General features: G+C 33.4%; 17 protein-coding genes. 14 read left to right on the top strand and 3 right to left on the bottom strand.

Annotation, left to right across the window (positions count from 1 at the left end):
- The 8 genes from FLACHUCJ7_RS08295 (at position 1) to accC (ending at position 7,778) form a co-directional block, all read left to right on the top strand.
- Positions 1 to 1,512: a helix-hairpin-helix domain-containing protein gene (locus FLACHUCJ7_RS08295; RefSeq protein WP_180908574.1), complete on the top strand. Its 1,512-nt coding sequence runs from the start codon at positions 1 to 3 to the stop codon at positions 1,510 to 1,512.
- Positions 1,513 to 1,541: 29 nt separating this feature from the next.
- On the top strand, positions 1,542 to 2,540 hold the full coding sequence (locus FLACHUCJ7_RS08300; RefSeq protein ID WP_078229147.1) for a TerC/Alx family metal homeostasis membrane protein: 999 nt from the start codon (positions 1,542 to 1,544) through the stop codon (positions 2,538 to 2,540).
- A 186-nt stretch (positions 2,541 to 2,726) separates the two neighbouring features.
- The gene (gene pdxA, locus FLACHUCJ7_RS08305) at positions 2,727 to 3,776 is read left to right on the top strand and encodes a 4-hydroxythreonine-4-phosphate dehydrogenase PdxA (RefSeq protein ID WP_078229148.1); all 1,050 of its coding nucleotides are present in this window, start codon (positions 2,727 to 2,729) and stop codon (positions 3,774 to 3,776) included.
- A gap of 106 nt (positions 3,777 to 3,882) precedes the next feature.
- Complete coding sequence (locus FLACHUCJ7_RS08310; protein ID WP_180908575.1) at positions 3,883 to 4,452, top strand: YceD family protein; 570 nt, start codon at positions 3,883 to 3,885, stop codon at positions 4,450 to 4,452.
- 9 nt (positions 4,453 to 4,461) lie between these two features.
- Positions 4,462 to 4,656, top strand: a complete 195-nt coding sequence (gene rpmF, locus FLACHUCJ7_RS08315) for a 50S ribosomal protein L32 (RefSeq protein ID WP_031455170.1) — start codon at positions 4,462 to 4,464, stop codon at positions 4,654 to 4,656.
- 172 nt (positions 4,657 to 4,828) lie between these two features.
- Positions 4,829 to 5,827, top strand: coding sequence for a beta-ketoacyl-ACP synthase III (locus tag FLACHUCJ7_RS08320; protein WP_031455171.1), 999 nt, complete (start codon positions 4,829 to 4,831; stop codon positions 5,825 to 5,827).
- 23 nt (positions 5,828 to 5,850) lie between these two features.
- Positions 5,851 to 6,336, top strand: a complete 486-nt coding sequence (gene accB / locus FLACHUCJ7_RS08325) for an acetyl-CoA carboxylase biotin carboxyl carrier protein (protein WP_031455172.1) — start codon at positions 5,851 to 5,853, stop codon at positions 6,334 to 6,336.
- A gap of 95 nt (positions 6,337 to 6,431) precedes the next feature.
- Positions 6,432 to 7,778: an acetyl-CoA carboxylase biotin carboxylase subunit gene (gene accC, locus FLACHUCJ7_RS08330; protein ID WP_078229150.1), complete on the top strand. Its 1,347-nt coding sequence runs from the start codon at positions 6,432 to 6,434 to the stop codon at positions 7,776 to 7,778.
- A gap of 366 nt (positions 7,779 to 8,144) precedes the next feature.
- Here the strand turns inward: accC and FLACHUCJ7_RS08335 are convergent, their stop codons facing one another.
- Positions 8,145 to 9,401 (bottom strand): OmpA family protein, encoded by a 1,257-nt coding sequence (locus FLACHUCJ7_RS08335; RefSeq protein WP_180908576.1) that lies wholly within the window; start codon positions 9,399 to 9,401, stop codon positions 8,145 to 8,147.
- A gap of 558 nt (positions 9,402 to 9,959) precedes the next feature.
- Between FLACHUCJ7_RS08335 and FLACHUCJ7_RS08340 the strand changes: the two genes are divergently transcribed.
- The 5 genes from FLACHUCJ7_RS08340 to FLACHUCJ7_RS08360 all read left to right on the top strand — a co-directional run bounded on the left by FLACHUCJ7_RS08340 (position 9,960) and on the right by FLACHUCJ7_RS08360 (position 12,667).
- Entirely contained in the window at positions 9,960 to 10,256 is a 297-nt protein-coding gene (locus tag FLACHUCJ7_RS08340; protein WP_078229151.1) for a hypothetical protein, read from the top strand.
- A gap of 26 nt (positions 10,257 to 10,282) precedes the next feature.
- Positions 10,283 to 10,573 (top strand): hypothetical protein, encoded by a 291-nt coding sequence (locus FLACHUCJ7_RS08345; protein WP_180908577.1) that lies wholly within the window; start codon positions 10,283 to 10,285, stop codon positions 10,571 to 10,573.
- Between the two features lie 19 nt (positions 10,574 to 10,592).
- Positions 10,593 to 10,883 (top strand): PepSY-like domain-containing protein, encoded by a 291-nt coding sequence (locus FLACHUCJ7_RS08350; RefSeq protein WP_078229153.1) that lies wholly within the window; start codon positions 10,593 to 10,595, stop codon positions 10,881 to 10,883.
- 21 nt (positions 10,884 to 10,904) lie between these two features.
- Entirely contained in the window at positions 10,905 to 11,201 is a 297-nt protein-coding gene (locus FLACHUCJ7_RS08355) for a hypothetical protein (protein WP_078229154.1), read from the top strand.
- A 125-nt stretch (positions 11,202 to 11,326) separates the two neighbouring features.
- Entirely contained in the window at positions 11,327 to 12,667 is a 1,341-nt protein-coding gene (locus tag FLACHUCJ7_RS08360) for a sigma-54-dependent transcriptional regulator (protein ID WP_078229155.1), read from the top strand.
- Here the strand turns inward: FLACHUCJ7_RS08360 and FLACHUCJ7_RS08365 are convergent.
- Positions 12,664 to 15,102 carry an ATP-binding response regulator gene (locus FLACHUCJ7_RS08365; RefSeq protein ID WP_078229156.1) on the bottom strand — a complete coding sequence of 813 codons (2,439 nt, stop codon included), beginning with the start codon at positions 15,100 to 15,102 and terminating at the stop codon, positions 12,664 to 12,666. The two genes, FLACHUCJ7_RS08360 and FLACHUCJ7_RS08365, sit on opposite strands and share 4 nt — an antisense overlap.
- Positions 15,103 to 15,236: 134 nt before the next feature.
- Positions 15,237 to 17,138 carry a S9 family peptidase gene (locus tag FLACHUCJ7_RS08370; protein ID WP_180908578.1) on the bottom strand — a complete coding sequence of 634 codons (1,902 nt, stop codon included), beginning with the start codon at positions 17,136 to 17,138 and terminating at the stop codon, positions 15,237 to 15,239.
- 250 nt (positions 17,139 to 17,388) lie between these two features.
- Between FLACHUCJ7_RS08370 and FLACHUCJ7_RS08375 the strand changes: the two genes are divergently transcribed.
- Positions 17,389 to 18,501, top strand: coding sequence for an NAD(P)/FAD-dependent oxidoreductase (locus FLACHUCJ7_RS08375; RefSeq protein ID WP_180908579.1), 1,113 nt, complete (start codon positions 17,389 to 17,391; stop codon positions 18,499 to 18,501).
- Positions 18,502 to 18,505: the final 4 nt, after the last annotated feature.

Consider the following 18,505-nt stretch of genomic DNA (forward strand, 5'->3'; position numbering starts at 1 on the left):
ATGAATACGATTACAGTAAAATCAATCAATGATGCTGCAAAAACCTATCAGTTTGTTGATAATGATGAACCCATGCGTGGTGGTGTAAAGGATGTTTATTTTAGTCCCGACAAAAAATATGTTGTTGCATTATTTAGAGATAAATTAGATTTTAATCAAAAAGAAAGATTACAAAGAATAACCAATAAATATTTAGCACAGATTCAAAACGGCGATGCAGGCGATTACTATTTAAACGAAGTGTACAGATGGCCAACAGATGTTGTTGAATATAAAGGATTAACCGGAATCATAGTCCCGACTTACAATTCTAAGTTTTTCTTTAATAAAGGATATGAAACGAGCGATTTAATTCGGGGAAAAGAGAAAAACGGGAAATGGTTTGCAGGTGCTAAATTTAGAAATCCGCATTTTCCGCTACGTGTTGCAAAATCAGAGTTGGGCGACTGGCTAAGTTATTTTCAGGTTTGTGTTAATCTGACCCGCGGTGTAAAAAAGATGCATGCAATGGGATTGGCGCATTCTGATTTATCATACAATAACGTTTTGATTGATCCCGTCAATAAATCGGCTTGTATGATAGATTTGGACGGATTAGTGGTTCCGGGATTGTTTCCGGCAGAAGTAATTGGCACGGCAGAATTTATTGCTCCGGAAGTACTTTCGACCAAGCATCTCAATAAAACCGATCCAAACAGGAAATTGCCAAACCGATTAACCGACTTACATGCATTGCCGGTTTTAATTTATATGCTTTTATTGCACAGGCATCCATTAAAAGGAGGGAAGGTACATGATTTAGATACTGAAAAAGATGACTTGCTGTCAATGGGCGAAAAAGCAATGTTTATAGAGCATCCGACAGATCCAATGAATAGGCCAAAACTTAATCAGGTTTCGAAATGGGATTTGCCCTGGGCAGATATTGTCAAATTGCCCTACACAATCACAGGGCCTTATTTAAAAAACCTGTTTGATAAAGTTTTTATTGATGGATTACACAATCCAATGCAAAGACCAAATGCCGAAGAATGGGAGGTAGCATTGCTGAAAACAACTGATTTAATGCAGAAATGTCAGAATGTCTCATGTGAGCAAAAATGGTATGTTTTTGATAATACAAATACGCCAATATGCCCGTTTTGTAATACTGCTCACAAAGGGACGCTGCCAATTTTAGACTTGTATTACCAGTTCGAGGAAACCGTTTGGAAACCTGAAAATCATAGGTTAATGGTTTATAATGATCAATACTTGTTTCAATGGCATGTTAATCGTAATATTGCCAGAAATGAGAAACTAACCCAGCTTCAAAAAGTGCCGGTTGGTTATTTTACTTTTTTTAATGATAAGTGGGTGTTTGTCAATCAAAAACTAACCTCATTAAAAGATGTTACAAACGACAAAGAAATTCCAATTGGATCAATGCTGGAACTTACCGATGGTAAAAAAATACTCTTATCAAAGGAAGAAGGCGGCCGGGTTTTAGTAGTTACAATGGCTAATAAATAATTTAAAATCTAACTTAATTAATATTTAAAATGAATCAACACCCTATTTTTTCAGAACATCCAGGACTTATAATAGTTTTTGCGGTCGCTGTACTAATCATGCTATTACTGGATTTGGGAATTTTCAACAAGAAGAGTCATGTTGTGACGAATAAAGAAGCGATTACCTGGTCATTAGTCTGGATAAGTTTAGCCATGATTTTTAGTGGTTTAATTTATCACTTTGCAGGTGCTGCTAAATTTTATGAGTTTCAGTCAGCATACTGGATCGAAAAGGCGCTTTCTGTAGATAATCTATTTGTTTTTATATTAGTTTTTAAGTTTTTTGATGTACAAAACGAAAACAAACACAAAGTTTTATTCTGGGGAATTATTGGAGCCCTTGTTTTAAGAGCGATTTTTATATTTTCGGGAGCTTTCTTAATAGAACTTACTTACTTAAATAAATTGCTAAATCTTGCTGGTTTAGAAGGGTTTAAATATGATATCAACCTTATTATGACCGCTTTTGGACTGTTTCTGGTGTATGCAGGAATCAAATCTTGGTCTGCGGGCGATGACGATGACGAAGAAGATTATAACAACACAAGAGGAGCAAGACTGATCAGAAAGTTTTTCAGCGTTTCTGATAAATACGATGGGGATAAATTCTTCACATACGAAAACGGAAAAAAATTAGCTACTCCGCTTTTAGTAGTTGTTGCGGTAATCGAATTTACGGATTTATTATTCGCAGTAGATTCTATTCCAGCAATTTTTGCTATTTCAAATGATCCGTTTATTCTTTATACGTCTAATATTTTTGCAATTTTAGGATTAAGAGCATTATTCTTTTTATTGGATAACTTTATTCACCTATTCAGTAAACTGCAATACGGGCTGGCAATTATCCTTTCTTTCATTGGTATAAAAATGATTATTGCTCCGTTTTATCACATCGAATCAATTTATTCGCTGATTGTTATTGGAGGAATCCTTATAATTTCAGTATTATTGTCAATTATGCTGCCAGAGAAGAAAGAAGTTTAAGTAAGAGCACTTATTATAATCTAATAATGAAAGGGCTGAAAATTAATTTAATTTTCAGCCCTTTCATGTAAAACTAATTCTTTTAAATGGATTGAATTTGAATTGATATGTTACCCGATTAGGCTATTTATAAGCTTAATTATTTATATCTTTGCACATTAATTTAGTAATAAATAATCTGAGCTCATGAATAAAAAAGCAGAAAATATAATTGTTGGAATTTCTATTGGAGATTTAAACGGTATTGGAAGCGAAGTTATATTAAAAACATTCGAAGATTCTCGTATGTTAGAATTATGTACGCCGGTTATTTTTGCCAATGCCAAAATACTTTCTTTCGTTAAAAAAAGCTTCACATCTACAGTTCAATTTCATGGAGTTGATAAATTAGATCAGGTTTTGCCAGGGAAATTGAATGTTCTCAATCTTTGGAGAGAAAGTGTTGACATAAATTTAGGCACAAATGATGAGAAAATAGGCGAGTATGCTATAAAATCGTTTGTCGCTGCGACAAAAGCCTTAAAGGATGGAGATGTAGATGTTTTGGTGACTGCCCCAATAAATAAATATAATATTCAATCAGAAGATTTTAAATTTCCTGGTCACACAGATTATTTGGATCAGGAGTTGGAAGGGAATGCATTAATGATGATGGTTCATGATGATTTAAGGGTTGGATTACTGACAGATCATGTTCCTTTAAGTGAAGTTTCTTCTCAGTTGACAGAAGAATTAATTACAAGAAAAATCGAAACAATCAGAAAATCATTAATTCAGGATTTTAGTATTGTAAAGCCAAAAATTGCTGTATTGAGCTTAAATCCGCATGCCGGTGATGGAGGTGTAATTGGGAAAGAAGATGATTTGGTATTAAAACCTGCTTTAAAGAAAATATTCGAAAAAGGAACTATGGTTTTTGGACCATTTCCTGCAGATGGTTTTTTTGGAAGCGGTCAGCATGAAAAATATGACGCTGTCGTGGCAACCTATCACGACCAGGGATTAATCCCTTTTAAAACATTATCATTTGGGAAAGGAGTGAATTATTCAGCAGGTCTGAACAGAATCAGAACCTCGCCGGATCACGGTACAGCTTATGATATTGCCGGGAAAGATATGGCAGATTATAATTCATTTAAGGAAGCGGTTTATCTGGCAATTGATATTTTTCGTTCGCGTAATCTGTATGAAGAGATTAGCCAAAAACCTCTTAAAATAAAAGAAAAACAGTTATAAACAAAAAAAGGTGAATAAGATTATTAGTTTTATAATAATTTTATATCTTTGCACCCCAATTCAGGTATCTGAGTTTTAGATACTAATTGGACAAATTGATGTTGAAATGAGCAAAACAAAAGAATTTTTAATTCCTTTCGTGGGATTAAAACTAGGAAAACACCATTTTGAGTATCAAATAAGTAAGAAGTTCTTTGAGGACTTTGATTATGATGAATTTCAAGCTTCGGATATCAAAGTCAGTTTAGTTTTAGATAAAGGGAGCAACCTGTTAGAGTTAAATTTCAAACATAAAGGGACTGTAAATGTGCCATGTGATTTAACAAGCGAGGATTTTGATTTGCCTATAAAAGGAAAAATGAGACTCATCGTTCGTTTTGGAGATGAATTTAATAACGACAATGAGGAATTGCTTATTTTGCCACACGGTGAGTTTGAAATAGATGTAGCACAATACATCTATGAAATGATTGCATTGTCAGTTCCGCTTAAACGCGTTCACCCTGGTGTAAAGGATGGAAGTTTACAAACTGAAGCCCTGGCAAAACTAAATGAATTAAAAGTCAAAGACTCGAGCGATAGCGAACAGGCGAAGCAAGTCAAAGAAGAGAGTAAACAAGAAGAAGATATTGACCCGCGTTGGGACAAATTAAAGAAACTATTAACGGATAAATAATATAGTAAAATGGCACATCCTAAGAGAAAAATCTCGAAAACAAGAAGAGATAAGAGAAGAACACATTATAAAGCTACTGTAGCTCAGATCGCTACATGTCCTATTACAGGTGAAGCACATTTATACCACAGAGCTTACTGGCATGAAGGTAAAATGTATTACAGAGGGCAAGTTGTTATCGATAAATCTGAAGCGGTTGCTTAATACGTTTTTGTAAATGATATGAGAACTCTCACTATGTGAGAGTTTTTTTTGTTTGTTATAACTTTCTTTTTTAAGGAAATTTACGACAATACGTTTAGAATTTTTTTTGTAATTTTCAAGTCTTTTAAGAATTTTTCAAATAGCAATATTTGAGAGGAAATAATAGAATATAATGAATACAATCACAGCCGCAATTACCGCTGTTGGAGGATACGTTCCTGATTTTGTGCTTTCTAACAAAGTGCTAGAAACAATGGTTGATACCAATGATGAATGGATTACTACCCGTACCGGAATAAAAGAAAGAAGAATTCTTAAAGATGCTGATAAAGGAACTTCCTACCTTGCAATAAAAGCAGCACAAGATTTAATAGCAAAAGCCAATATTGATCCTTTAGAAATTGATATGGTAATAATGGCAACAGCAACACCGGATATGATGGTGGCAGCCACAGGTGTCTATGTAGCCACAGAAATTGGAGCGACTAATGCATTTGCTTACGACCTGCAAGCAGCTTGTTCCAGTTTTTTATACGGAATGTCTACGGCAGCAGCTTATGTACAATCCGGACGTTACAAAAAAGTGTTATTAATTGGTGCCGATAAAATGTCATCAATTGTAGATTATACAGACAGATCGACCTGTATTATTTTTGGTGATGGAGCGGGAGCGGTTTTATTTGAACCAAATTATGAAGGTTTAGGTTTACAGGATGAGTACTTAAGAAGTGATGGTGTAGGACGCGATTTTCTTAAAATTCCTGCAGGAGGTTCTTTGATCCCTGCTTCTGAAGAAACCATTAAAAACAGACAGCATAATATTATGCAGGATGGTAAAACAGTTTTTAAATATGCTGTTACTAATATGGCTGATGCAAGTGAATTAATTTTACAAAGAAATAATTTAACAAAAGAAGATGTAAGCTGGTTAGTGCCACATCAGGCAAACAGGCGTATTATTGATGCTACTGCAGGCAGATTAGATCTTGATGAGTCTAAAGTGCTTGTAAATATCGAAAGATATGGTAATACAACTTCAGGAACCTTGCCATTAGTATTAGCTGACTTTGAGGACAAGTTTAAAAAAGGAGATAATGTTATTTTTGCCGCTTTTGGAGGTGGATTCACATGGGGATCTATTTATCTGAAATGGGCTTACGATAAGAAATAAATTAAAACTAAAAACGAATCATTATGGATTTAAAAGAAATTCAAAACCTAATCAAATTTGTAGCAAATTCGGGAGTTGCAGAGGTAAAGTTAGAAATGGATGATGTAAAAATCACCATTAGAACAACTTTAGAAACAAATGTAACTGAGGCTACTTATGTACAACAATTACCAGCTCAGGCGGCATTGCCACAAGCAGTTGCTCCTCAACAAGCACCGGTAGTTGTAAATGTAAATAGTGAAGCAGCAGCTCCAGCTGAGAATTCTAAATTCATTACTATAAAATCTCCAATTATCGGAACTTTTTATAGAAAACCATCTCCGGATAAACCAGTTTTTACAGAAGTAGGAAGTGTTATTTCAAAAGGTGATGTTCTTTGTGTAATTGAAGCAATGAAATTATTCAACGAAATTGAATCAGAAGTTTCAGGTAAAATAGTGAAAATTCTTGTTGACGATATGTCTCCTGTAGAATTTGACCAACCTTTATTCTTAGTTGATCCATCTTAATTTTAGATCTTAGATTTTTAGATTTTAACTTTTCGAAAGTGTCTAAATCTAATCATTCAATTATCTAATTATCCAAATTATCTAATTTTAAAAAGATGTTTAAAAAAATATTAATTGCGAATAGAGGGGAAATTGCACTTCGTGTAATTCGTACTTGTAAAGAGATGGGAATCAAAACTGTTGCAGTTTATTCTACAGCTGATGCAGAAAGTTTACATGTTAAATTTGCTGATGAAGCGGTTTGTATTGGTCCTCCTCCAAGTAACTTATCGTATTTGAAAATGTCAAATATAATTGCTGCTGCAGAAATTACTAATGCAGATGCAATACATCCGGGATACGGATTTCTTTCGGAGAATGCTAAATTCTCTAAAATTTGTCAGGAACATGGAATCAAATTTATTGGTGCTGCCCCTGAAATGATTGACAGAATGGGAGATAAAGCTTCTGCAAAAGCTACAATGAAAGCAGCAGGAGTTCCATGTGTACCAGGTTCTGACGGATTGTTGGAATCTTTCGAACAAACACAAAAATTAGCTAAAGAATTTGGTTACCCGGTAATGCTTAAAGCAACGGCCGGTGGTGGTGGAAAAGGAATGCGTGCTGTCTGGAAAGAAGAGGAACTGCTGAAAGCTTGGGAAAGTGCGCGTCAGGAAGCTGCAGCAGCATTTGGAAATGACGGAATGTACATGGAGAAACTTATCGAAGAGCCACGTCATATTGAAATTCAGGTTGTTGGGGATTCATACGGAAAAGCATGTCATCTTTCTGAAAGAGATTGTTCGGTACAACGTCGTCACCAAAAACTAACTGAAGAAACACCTTCACCTTTCATGACCGATGAATTGCGTACTGCAATGGGAGAAGCTGCTGTAAAAGCTGCTGAATACATTAAATACGAAGGAGCCGGAACAGTAGAATTTTTGGTTGATAAACACAGAAATTTCTATTTCATGGAAATGAATACACGAATTCAGGTAGAACACCCAATCACAGAGCAGGTTATTGATTATGACCTGATTCGTGAGCAAATTATGGTAGCTGCAGGAATTCCAATTTCAGGAAGAAACTATTTGCCGGAATTACATGCTATAGAATGTCGTATTAATGCTGAAGATCCTTATAACGATTTTCGTCCTTCACCGGGAAAGATTACTACGCTTCATATGCCTGGAGGTCACGGAGTTCGTTTAGATACTCACGTTTATTCAGGGTATACTATTCCGCCAAATTACGATTCAATGATTGCCAAGTTGATTACGACTGCTCAATCACGTGAAGAAGCTATCAGTAAAATGCGAAGAGCTTTGGATGAATTTGTTATCGAGGGTGTTAAAACTACAATACCTTTTCACAGACAATTAATGGATGATCCAAGATATATTGCAGGAGATTATACAACTGCATTTATGGATACTTTTAAAATGAATCCAATCGAATAAATACTAAAACCTCATTGAAAAATGAGGTTTTTTTATGTCTTAACTTATCTAATTTATGTTTTCGAAACTTCTGATTCGCATTGATTGAAATTTCAGGAATATCGTTTATTGATTTTTTGGTTAAATAGGATTTTTTATTTAACAGACTGACGCTGATTATTTAATTCAAATTTAAAATTAGAATACTATAAAGACGGTATTTTTGCCGTTAAAAAGAGCATGAAATTTTGTTTGTCCCTCTTTATTGCAGTTTTTATGGGATATGTAATACTCTTCGCTGAAAGAGATTTCTAATAAAAAAAGCTACATCTTGTTTGATGTAGCTTTTAGTTTTTTAAGCAGTATTTTAAAACTTAGAAAGTTATTTTAGTTTTTTATTTTGAAAGTAACTCTTCTTGCCAGCTTTCTCGCTAAAGCAGATTCTTTATCTACAGAAGCATCTACACCGCCACTAGTAACATTTATTCTCTCAGAAGCAATCTTTGCTTTAAGAAGGATGTCTTTTACACTATTAGCTCTTTCATTAGCTAATTTTTCATTGTATGAAGCGTTACCAATTTCATCAGCATAACCTGTAATTTCAACAGAAGCTGAAGGATTGTTTCTTAAATAGTTGACTACAAAATTAATACCGTCTATAGAAGAATCGGTAGGTGTAGATTTGTTAAAGTCGAAATATGCAGCAACATAACCTCCGTTAACTAATTTTGTAATTGATTCGCTATCGCTTATCGGATCATTACCGTTAATTTTGTTTGGGTAAGTTTTTGTTAAATAACTTTCTAATTCATCAGGTATACCATTATTGTTTAAATCAACAGCTCTTCCTTTAGAATCTACCATAAGTCCTGCAATGGTATTAGGTTCAAGATCTAAATAATCTGCCACACCATCTTTATCACTATCGATTAACATTTTTTCAAGATTGTCAATTCTTTCTCTTTGCGCTAATGCATCTTTGTCAATAAGTGTAATCCAGTCAGCGTGTTTTTCGTTTTTGCCTAAGTATAAAGTTAGACCTATTGTACCATTAAATAATATTCCTGAAAAACCAGCTACCTTGTTCGTACTTGCTGCATCAAAAGAATAATCTTGACTGGCATTTAGAATTGTTGTTAAATCTCCAGTTATGGCTAATTTGTTTGATAATTTAATTTGGGCAGTAACTCCAGCAATAAAATTAAACATTTTGTCTTTTATTGGAGAATTTTGATCTTCGAAATGTGCAGCTCCAAAGCCTCCATGCCCTAACAAACCAATTGTATTTGTCCAGTTTTCAAAATTCATGATTCTTCCTAAATTTGCTACTCCCTGAAGACCAATTCTGTAATATTTTGTACTGAATTCAGGTGTATTTTTTCCCTCTTGAAAGCTGTTGTAACCAAAGTCAGCTTTTAAACCAAATTTATTATTGAACATGTAACGTGCTCCTAAATCAAAAACGTAAAGGTTTGGAGTTGAAGTAGAAAATGTCATAGGCTTTTGCGGTTTATTAAATCCGCCTGCAAATTCGATAGACCATTTATTATAATTTCCATCTGTTAAACTTTCACCAGTGCTTGTCTGAGCAGTAACGTTCCCCAATGTCGCAATTAGGACAAGTAATAGTACTATTTTTTTCATTATTACAATTTTAAAATTTTGACGCAAAATTACGACTTAAATGTTAATTAAAAGGGAAGATGAAGTAATTGTAATGCTATTGTTGATAATTATGTGAAAAAAAAGGAGATGGGATGTTTTTTTTGATAATAAAGCTGTTTAAGCTGTCTTTTTTTGATTAAAATAAATCATGTAATTTTCTGTTTATCAAATATTTGATTCATTAAGTAAGGTTAATATGTCAAATTAAATAAATTTCAAATTTTCAGTAATTCTAAATTTCGAAATACCATAAAAACCGAATAATGTTTTAGAATGATTATTCATACAAAAGAGTGTTAGTCTAGTACATTTTGAAATAATTTGGATTTAGAAATCAAGTAATACATTCGTGTATACTTTTTACGCACTGTTTTTTAAAAATTACACACTATGTAGCTATTAAAAAAAAATGTTTATATTTACTAATTAATTGAAAAACAGTAATTTATTATTGATTGGCTGTCTTGTTTTTGTTGTGGCACAATAATTTCTTTATCTCATGTATAAAACAACTATAAATAATTAAATATATACATTATGAAAAATTTATTTTTATCAGCCGCAATCATTTTGGGAGGTTTAACTTCATTTGCATCAACTTCTCCAATTTCAAATAGTATAGTGAAAACAATTTCTATACAGGATGAATATACAGAAATTAAATTAGAAGAAGTGCCGGCAGCAATTACCGAAGCTTTAAAAAAAGCATATCCTGATGCAGTACTTTCTAAAGCATATAAAAATGCAAAATCTGAATATAAACTAGATGTTGCTGTAGGTGACAAAGTTGGTAATCTGTTTGCGAATGCTGATGGAACCTGGATCAAAAAATGATTTAAATAATCCTTAAAACAGTTATTATGAAAAAGTTAATCTTATCAGCAGCCATCGTTTTAGGAAGTTTGTCAATTCAGGCAGCGACATTTAATCAAACAAATACAACTGCCAATTCAGTAAATGTTCAGGACGAATATAAAGAAGTTGATTCTGTCCCGGCAGCTGTTAAAACGGGATTAGATAATGCTTATCCAGGTGTAAAACTTGACAAGGCATATGTAAATGACAAAAAAGAATATAAAATAGAGATAACAGTAAGAAACGAAAAATCTACTGTTTATACAGATGAAAAGGGAAACATCATCAAAAAATAATTTTAAAAAAAAAAATATTATGAGAAAATTAATCTTATCTGCAGTAATTATTTTAGGAGGTTTGTCAGTTCAGGCATCAATTCCTGCAGGAACGATGGTTAATTCAGTTATTATTCAGGATGAATATACTGAAGTCACAGCAGATTCGATACCGGCAGCTGTAAAATCCACAGTTGAAAAATCTTTTCCAAACACGAAACTTGAAAAGGCATATAAAAATGCTAAAAACGAGTACAAATTAGAAATTACAAATGGAGATAAAAAGTATACTATTTTTACTGATACATCAGGAAATATTATTAAAAAGTAACCCTTATAAAAAACAAATATCATGAAAAAATTAATCTTGTCAACGGCAGTAATTCTAGGAAGTTTGTCAATTTATGCATCGACAAATGTAAAAAATGAACCTGTAAAAATGGAAACGGCTTACCAAAGTGCATTCACTGAAATAGCAATTTCAGATGTGCCTGCTGCTGTAATAACAGCTTTAGAAGATTCTTACCCGGGCGCTGTAATTGTAAAAGCGTATATAAATGAAAATGGCGAATATCAGTTAGATATAGCAGTAGAAGACCAAACGGCTAGTGTCTATTCAGATGCTGAGGGTAACTGGTTGAAAATGTAATTAGGTGAATTAGATTTATGTTTTTGGTGAAAAAGAGATTGCTCATGGCAATCTCTTTTTTTTGCAAAATTTTGTGAAAATACTGTATTAATAGTGGTATTTTAGCAAAAAAGTCCCAAAAAGCGATGCTAAAGATATTATTAATCGAAGACGATATTTCATTCTGCAAATTATTAGAAAAATTTCTGATAAAGAGAGCATACGAGGTAACCATTGCTTTTTCAGCAGAGGAAGCGAGATTGTGTGTCAAAAAAGAATCCTTTGATTTAATTTTGATGGATCTTCGTTTACCTGATGCTGATGGTATTGTTTTGATGACCGAATTTAAGATTTCGCATCCTCAAATTCCTGTTGTGCTTATGACAGGCTATTCAGATGTAAATACGGCCGTAAAAGCAATAAAAAATGGAGCTTCTGATTACATCTCGAAGCCGTTTAATCCCGATGAGGTTTTACTGGTTATTACAAATGCATTGCAAACCGTACCTGCTCAAAAAGAAATAGTAAAAGAAAAAAGAATTCCAACAAAAGAGGTTTCTTCTGATAACGAATTTGTACGAGGAATTTCTGTTGCCTCAAAAAAATTGTTAGAACATATTAAATTGGTCAGTCCTACCGATATGTCTGTTTTAATTATTGGTGAAAGCGGAACCGGAAAAGAGATTATCGCTAAAAGTATCCATCAGCAAAGCCATCGTAAAAACAATAATTTCATCGCTGTTGACTGTGGTGCTATTCCGAAAGAGTTGGCTGCCAGTGAATTTTTTGGACATTTAAAAGGATCTTTTACAGGAGCAATCAGTGATAAAACCGGTTATTTTGAAGCAGCAAATGGAGGAACCCTTTTTTTGGACGAAATTGGAAATCTTTCTTATGAGAATCAGATTCAATTGCTGAGAGCACTTCAGGAAAGAAAAATAAAACCGGTTGGCAGCAATAAGGAAATCAATGTTGATATTCGAATTATTACAGCAACTAACGAGGATTTGCGTGAAGCTGTAAAAAATGGCGATTTCCGTGAAGATTTATATCACCGTATTAATGAATTTTCTATTCAGTCTCCTTCATTAACAGACAGAGGAGAAGATTTGATGGTTTTTGCAGATTATTTTTTAGACAAAGCAAATCATCAGTTAAACAAAGATATTATCGGATTCTCACCGGAAGTAGTGGCTATTTTTCAAAAATATAGCTGGCCTGGAAATCTCCGTGAACTTCAAAACTGCATCAAACGAGCCACACTTTTATCTCAGGGAGACTTCATTGAAAGTGATGTTTTGCCTATTGAGTTTTTTCAGATAGAAAAACAAAGTAATTCCGGTAGTTTTTCCTTATCAGATAATGAAAAAGAAGCTATCATTCATGCTTTATCCAGAACTCAAAACAATAAATCAGAAGCAGCAAAGCTTTTGAAAATAACCCGAAAAACACTTTACAATAAATTGAAACAATATAATATCGATTAAAAATTTTCCTTTTTTAAAGTTTCAAAAAGTAAATCGATTTTGACTTTTAAATTATTATAAAGAGAATCTAGTTCTGAATTATCTAAATTATTTTGTTCCAGTGTTTTTAAAATTTCTCCAATTTCATCTGCCTGAATCTGTCTGAACATAGGGGCTATCCGGTGTGCAATTGAATTTATTTCGGATATATTTTTTTCTTGCACGGCATTTTTCAAAGCGCTTAAATTGAGCTTTGTGCTTTCTATAAATGATTCTATAAACTCTTTCGAAGCATCATTATCATTTCCCAAAAACTCTTTTAAAGATGTTAAAGAATACGATTTTGAAGATAATTCCTTTTTAGTTTTTACAATTTTATCAGAAAGAATATTGTTGTCTAAAACACGCTGGATAGTTTCAAGCAGAATTTTTGGAGAATATGGTTTTTTTATCACAGTTGAAAAACCAGCTTTTGAATAGACATAAAAATCTAAATCTGTTCGTCCGGTTATAGCAATAATGGGTTGACCTTTATAAAATGAATTGGTTTCTTGTTTTAATTTTTCAATAAACAAAAAACCATCAACTTCGGGCATTTGAATATCAGTAATTATAAAATCAAAATCAGTGTTTTGAATTGATTCTAAAGCTTTTGTAGCATGTGTAAAGGAGAATACCTGATGATTTTGCTGTTTTAATACAGTACTGGTTAAATTCAATAAATTGATGTCGTCATCAACAACAATAAAAGTTAAGTTTTTAGAAATCGGAATAATTTCTTCTGATTTAGTTTCTGTTAAACTTACACTTGAATCGAATAACAGTGGAAGTGTAATTTTAAAAGTACTTCCTTCTCCAAACGTACTTTTAAGGTTTAATTTTCCACCTAAAATCGAAATTATTTTTTGACAAATAGCCAGTCCCAAACCAGTTCCGCCATATTTTTTTTCGATGTTTTCATTTGCCTGAGCAAATTCTTCAAAAACTAATTTCTGGTCTTCTTTCTCAATTCCAATTCCTGAATCTTCAATAGTAATTGTAAAAAAGTCATTACCTTCGGCTACATAAGCACTAATTTTTATAAAACCTTCTTCAGTAAATTTATAGGCATTCCCGATAATGTTGCTCAAAATTTGTTTTAAGCGAAACGGATCTCCAACGATTTTTGTGCTCAGTTTTTCATCAGCATTGATAATAAGGTCGATATTTTTTTGTTTGTAAACAGTCTGAATGTTTTTAGCCACTTCATCAATGATTTCAGGTAACAAAAAAGGAACTTTCTCAATTGTGATTTTTCCGGCTTCAATTTGAGAAAAATCCAATAGATCCTGGACCAATTGAGTAATATATTCAGAGGAATTCTTGATATTTTTGATAAAGTAGGATTGTTTGGTAGTAACATCAGAATTGCCCAAAAGTTCTGAATACCCTACAATGGTACTCAACGGTGTTTTTAAATCATGACTTACTGTCGAGATTAGCTGTTCCCGGCTTTTAAGCAGGTTTTTGGTTTTAAAATTGGCAATTTCTAACTGCTTTTTATACAATTGCGATTTTGAATAATCGCTTACAATTATAATTGAGAAGACTACCGTAAGTAATAAACCGATAATGGCCGAAGCGGTAACAATTTCGTTCACTTTTTTAAGAGATTTTTCTTTTAGTGAATTGTTTTTTATTGAGTTGATGATAATTTCCCGCTCAATAATCCGAAGCACTTTTCGAAGTTGTTCAGAAATGGCAATTTCGTTTTTAAGCAGTTTGTTTTCTTCGAAATTTAAAGATTCTTTTTTCTTTTCGGCTTTTTGTTTTACATCGCTCAGAAGTTTTTTTGAATTGGCCAAAATCGAATCAGAAGCTTGTTTGCTTAAAGTATTCGTGCTGTCATCCGGAATATTCTGATTGAGGTAATCAACGTATTTTTGCAAAACATTTCGTTGATAACTCCCTAGATCATTCGGACTTTTGGTAAAATCCTGAAGTTCCAGTTTTCGTAGTTTAAACTCCATTTTGGTAATTTCATCAATAGCAGTGTTTACAGAAACTTCATCTTCGGCTTTGTTTTTTATGGTTTTTAATTGTCTGATGTTTTCTGTTTTTTCAGATAATAAGTAAGTTACGCTATCCAATAAAACTTTTTGATATTCTGTTGTAACAATTTGTTTTAGAGTGTCTATTCGGGAACGTAAAGAATCAGTTTCAATCAAATAACTTTTGAAATCTTTTTCAGAGTTGGTCTGAATTGTCTTTCGGGCCAAACTTTCTGTTTTATATACATTCGAAAAAAGTTTGCTTACCCGTAATATTTTGGTTTTTTCATGGGCAATTTTATTTTCTAATTTATTGTATACTACATTTTCAGAATATAAAAACCATCCTACGGTAACAACAAGTGCCAGTAATGCAGCATAACTAAAGAGAACCTTGATGGGCATGTAGCTTTTTTTACTTTCCATAAATTGTTAGTGTAGCTTTTTTGAAATGATTACTGCAATTTATTTAATATTATCTGTTTTAAAAAGCCAAACTTTCCTAAAAAAAAAAGACCACAGACTATAAATCTGTGGCCAGTTCTAATTTAGTTTTTTAATTAAAGTGTTTCGTCTAACCATTTAAAAAATTCGTTTTGCCAAACCTGTGCATTCTGAGGCTTTAAGACCCAGTGGTTTTCATCAGGAAAATAGAGTAAACGGCTTTTTATGCCCCTTAACTGTGCTGCCTGAAAAGCCTCCTGACTTTGCCCGATTGGTACACGAAAATCTTTTCCGCCCTGAACAATTAAAATAGGCTTGTTCCAGTTTCCAACCAAAGTTGCCGGATTAAATGTTGTGTAGCTTTTTTGTGCAACCGCATTATCTTTTTCCCAGTAAGCACCGCCAAAATCCCAGTTATTAAAGAAAACTTCTTCGGTAGTGCCAAACATGCTTTGTGTATTAAAAACGCCATCGTGAGCAATGAATGTCTTAAATCGGTTTTTGTGAATTCCGGCTAAATAAAATACAGAATATCCTCCATAGCTTGCGCCCACACATCCTAAACGGCTTTTGTCAACGTAGTTTTCTTTGGTAACATCATCAATAGCAGACAGGTAATCATCCATAACCTGACCGCCCCAGTCTTTGCTGATCTGCTCGTTCCATTCTACACCATGACCCGGCATTCCACGACGGTTTGGCGCTACAACCACATAACCTTTCGCAGCCATTAAAGAGAAATTCCAACGGAAAGAATATGATTGTGTCAACGGACTTTGAGGTCCTCCCTGACAGAACAATAAAGTTGGATATTTTTTTGAAGCGTCAAAATTGGGAGGCAAAATTACCCAAACCAGCATTTTTTTACCGTCAGTTGTAATCACATAACGCTTTTCGGTTTTGCTCAGGGCTAACGTTTTGTATGTTTCTGTGTTAATGTTTGATAATTGCTTCCAGGTGTTTTTCTTCAAATTAAAAGAATAAATTTCAGAAGCGTGATTCATATCAGATCGCGTTGCAATAATGTCATCACCAGAGAAACCAACTAAGTCATTTACGTCAAAATCACCATTTGTCAATTGACGAACTGTAATTGCAATTCGGGTTACTCCCGGAAAATTGACAATAAAAAGCTGTTTGGTTCCATCAACCGGAGCTGTAAAATATACATTTTTACCATCCTTGCTCCAGATAAAATTATCTACAGTTCCATCCCAGTTTGCGGTTAAGTTTTGTTTGATTCCTTTAAACTCAACAATAATATCATTTTTATCAGACTCGTAACCGTCACGTTTCATTTGCAGCCACGATAAATTTCCTGTTGGAGAAAATTGAGGGGCCGTATCGTAACCCAAATTGTCCTCAGTTCTGTTTACTGTTTTTTGGGTTTCTAAATTGTACTCGTAAATATTTGTATTTGTAGAAATAGCATATTCAGTTCCGGCTTTTTTCTTGCACACATACAAAATGCTTTTGCTGTCCGGAGACCAGATATAATCTTCGTCACCTCCAAAAGGTTTTTGAGGGCTGTCAAAATTTTCACCTTTTAAAATGTCAATTCCTTTTGCGCCGTCTTTGTTTTCTTTATAAAAAACATGATTAAATTTCCCTTCGTTCCAGGTATCCCAATGGCGATAATCCAGGCCATTATAAATTTGGGCCTCCGCTTTGTCAAGATTTGGATAGAAATCTTTTCCTAACACTTTTTCCAGTTTTACTTCTTCATTATACACCAGATATTTTCCGTCTGGCGAAATGTTTTTGTCGGCCAGAATTTCTTTAGTGTCTTTAATTTCAGTTGCATTTCCTCCGTTTACCGGGAGAACATAAAATTTAGAATGTGATTTGTTTTCTTCGACAGAAGGGGTCGAAACCTTAAAAACAATATTTTTGGCATCTTTTGAAATTCCAAGTGGTGTTACTCTTCCTAATTTCCATAGTAATTCCTGCGACATTACATTTTGCCCGATAGCGTTTAAACTCATCATTATTAAGGTTATGAATAATACTTTTTTCATAATAAAAATTTTATTTTTTTATGGTGCTAAAAATACAACATTTCAGTTCCGATTAGTTAAATTTCAAATACTATATAATTGTTAAAGTTTAGGAGTTTAAATGCTGGTTCTTAAATTCAAATTTCAAAAAACTACAGTAAGAGTTTTTTTGTCATGAATAAATTTAAAATTAAGTTTGGGATTTGGAATTTCAGATTTGGAATTTATTTTTTGGCACAAAAAATCATTATTTTTATAAAAAATTGAGGTGATGGAATTAAGTTATTGGGAACTTAAAAATTGGTTTACGAACGTAGATTATACCATAGTTGGAAGCGGCATTGTAGGTTTGCATGCCGGATTGCGCTTACGCGAAAGATTCCCAACGGCAAAAATTCTCGTATTGGAAAAAGGAATGTTACCACAAGGAGCCAGTACCAAAAATGCAGGTTTTGCCTGTTTTGGAAGTATTTCTGAAATTATGGATGACTTAAAAACACATACAGAAGAAGATGTAGTACAGCTAATTCAAAAACGCTGGCAGGGTTTGCAGCTGCTTCGAAAAAGGCTTGGGGATGATGTAATAGATTTCAGGCCTTACGGTGGTTATGAATTGTTTTTGAAAGAGGATGAATTTGGTTTTAATGAATGCGTGAACAGATTGCCTTTTATTAATGAAATTTTAAAACCACTTTTTAAAGCAGAGGTTTTTACCAAAGAAGTAGACCGTTTTGGGTTTGAAAATATTCAGGAGTATTTAATTTTTAATCCTTTTGAAGCGCAGATTGATACTGGAAATATGATGCAGGAATTGCTAAAACAGGCTGTCGCTGCCAATATTTTAATCCTGAATCAGCAAACCGTAACTTCTTATGCTGATGCCGGAAACCATGTTGAAGTTGTACTGAATGATTTTAGTTTTAGTTCTAAAAAAATACTTTTCGCTAATAATGGTTTTGCAGAATCTTTGACAAATGGAGCTGTAAGACCTGCTCGTGCTCAAGTTTTAATAACAAAACCAATTGAAGGCTTGGATATCAAGGGAACTTTTCATCTCGATCGGGGTTATTATTATTTTAGAAATATCGGAAATAGAATTTTATTAGGAGGTGGTAGAAATCTGGATTTTGCAGCAGAAAACACAACAGAATTTGGTCAGACAAAAATTATTCAAAATAAATTGGAGAATTTACTTATTAATGTAATTTTGCCACATCAAAATTTTCAAATTGAACATTGGTGGAGCGGTATAATGGGGATTGGAAATAGTAAGAATCCAATCGTTACGCAGTTATCAGAAAATGTCTTTTGCGGAGTGCGTTTGGGTGGAATGGGAGTAGCAATAGGAAGTTTGATAGGAACAGAATTAGCAGATTTAATATAACACG

Origin of the sequence: Flavobacterium salmonis, from assembly GCF_903819435.1 — a bacterium.
In the GTDB taxonomy this organism is placed as follows: domain Bacteria; phylum Bacteroidota; class Bacteroidia; order Flavobacteriales; family Flavobacteriaceae; genus Flavobacterium; species Flavobacterium chungangense.

What these genes read in the sequence shown, in the direction of transcription:
- FLACHUCJ7_RS08295 (WP_180908574.1), top strand. Translation starts at nt 1, where the DNA reads ATGAATACGATTACAGTAAAATCAATCAATGATGCTGCAAAAACCTAT.
- FLACHUCJ7_RS08300 (WP_078229147.1), top strand. Translation starts at nt 1,542, where the DNA reads ATGAATCAACACCCTATTTTTTCAGAACATCCAGGACTTATAATAGTT.
- pdxA (WP_078229148.1), top strand. Translation starts at nt 2,727, where the DNA reads ATGAATAAAAAAGCAGAAAATATAATTGTTGGAATTTCTATTGGAGAT.
- FLACHUCJ7_RS08310 (WP_180908575.1), top strand. Translation starts at nt 3,883, where the DNA reads ATGAGCAAAACAAAAGAATTTTTAATTCCTTTCGTGGGATTAAAACTA.
- rpmF (WP_031455170.1), top strand. Translation starts at nt 4,462, where the DNA reads ATGGCACATCCTAAGAGAAAAATCTCGAAAACAAGAAGAGATAAGAGA.
- FLACHUCJ7_RS08320 (WP_031455171.1), top strand. Translation starts at nt 4,829, where the DNA reads ATGAATACAATCACAGCCGCAATTACCGCTGTTGGAGGATACGTTCCT.
- accB (WP_031455172.1), top strand. Translation starts at nt 5,851, where the DNA reads ATGGATTTAAAAGAAATTCAAAACCTAATCAAATTTGTAGCAAATTCG.
- accC (WP_078229150.1), top strand. Translation starts at nt 6,432, where the DNA reads ATGTTTAAAAAAATATTAATTGCGAATAGAGGGGAAATTGCACTTCGT.
- FLACHUCJ7_RS08335 (WP_180908576.1), bottom strand. Translation starts at nt 9,401, where the DNA reads ATGAAAAAAATAGTACTATTACTTGTCCTAATTGCGACATTGGGGAAC.
- FLACHUCJ7_RS08340 (WP_078229151.1), top strand. Translation starts at nt 9,960, where the DNA reads ATGAAAAATTTATTTTTATCAGCCGCAATCATTTTGGGAGGTTTAACT.
- FLACHUCJ7_RS08345 (WP_180908577.1), top strand. Translation starts at nt 10,283, where the DNA reads ATGAAAAAGTTAATCTTATCAGCAGCCATCGTTTTAGGAAGTTTGTCA.
- FLACHUCJ7_RS08350 (WP_078229153.1), top strand. Translation starts at nt 10,593, where the DNA reads ATGAGAAAATTAATCTTATCTGCAGTAATTATTTTAGGAGGTTTGTCA.
- FLACHUCJ7_RS08355 (WP_078229154.1), top strand. Translation starts at nt 10,905, where the DNA reads ATGAAAAAATTAATCTTGTCAACGGCAGTAATTCTAGGAAGTTTGTCA.
- FLACHUCJ7_RS08360 (WP_078229155.1), top strand. Translation starts at nt 11,327, where the DNA reads ATGCTAAAGATATTATTAATCGAAGACGATATTTCATTCTGCAAATTA.
- FLACHUCJ7_RS08365 (WP_078229156.1), bottom strand. Translation starts at nt 15,102, where the DNA reads ATGGAAAGTAAAAAAAGCTACATGCCCATCAAGGTTCTCTTTAGTTAT.
- FLACHUCJ7_RS08370 (WP_180908578.1), bottom strand. Translation starts at nt 17,138, where the DNA reads ATGAAAAAAGTATTATTCATAACCTTAATAATGATGAGTTTAAACGCT.
- FLACHUCJ7_RS08375 (WP_180908579.1), top strand. Translation starts at nt 17,389, where the DNA reads ATGGAATTAAGTTATTGGGAACTTAAAAATTGGTTTACGAACGTAGAT.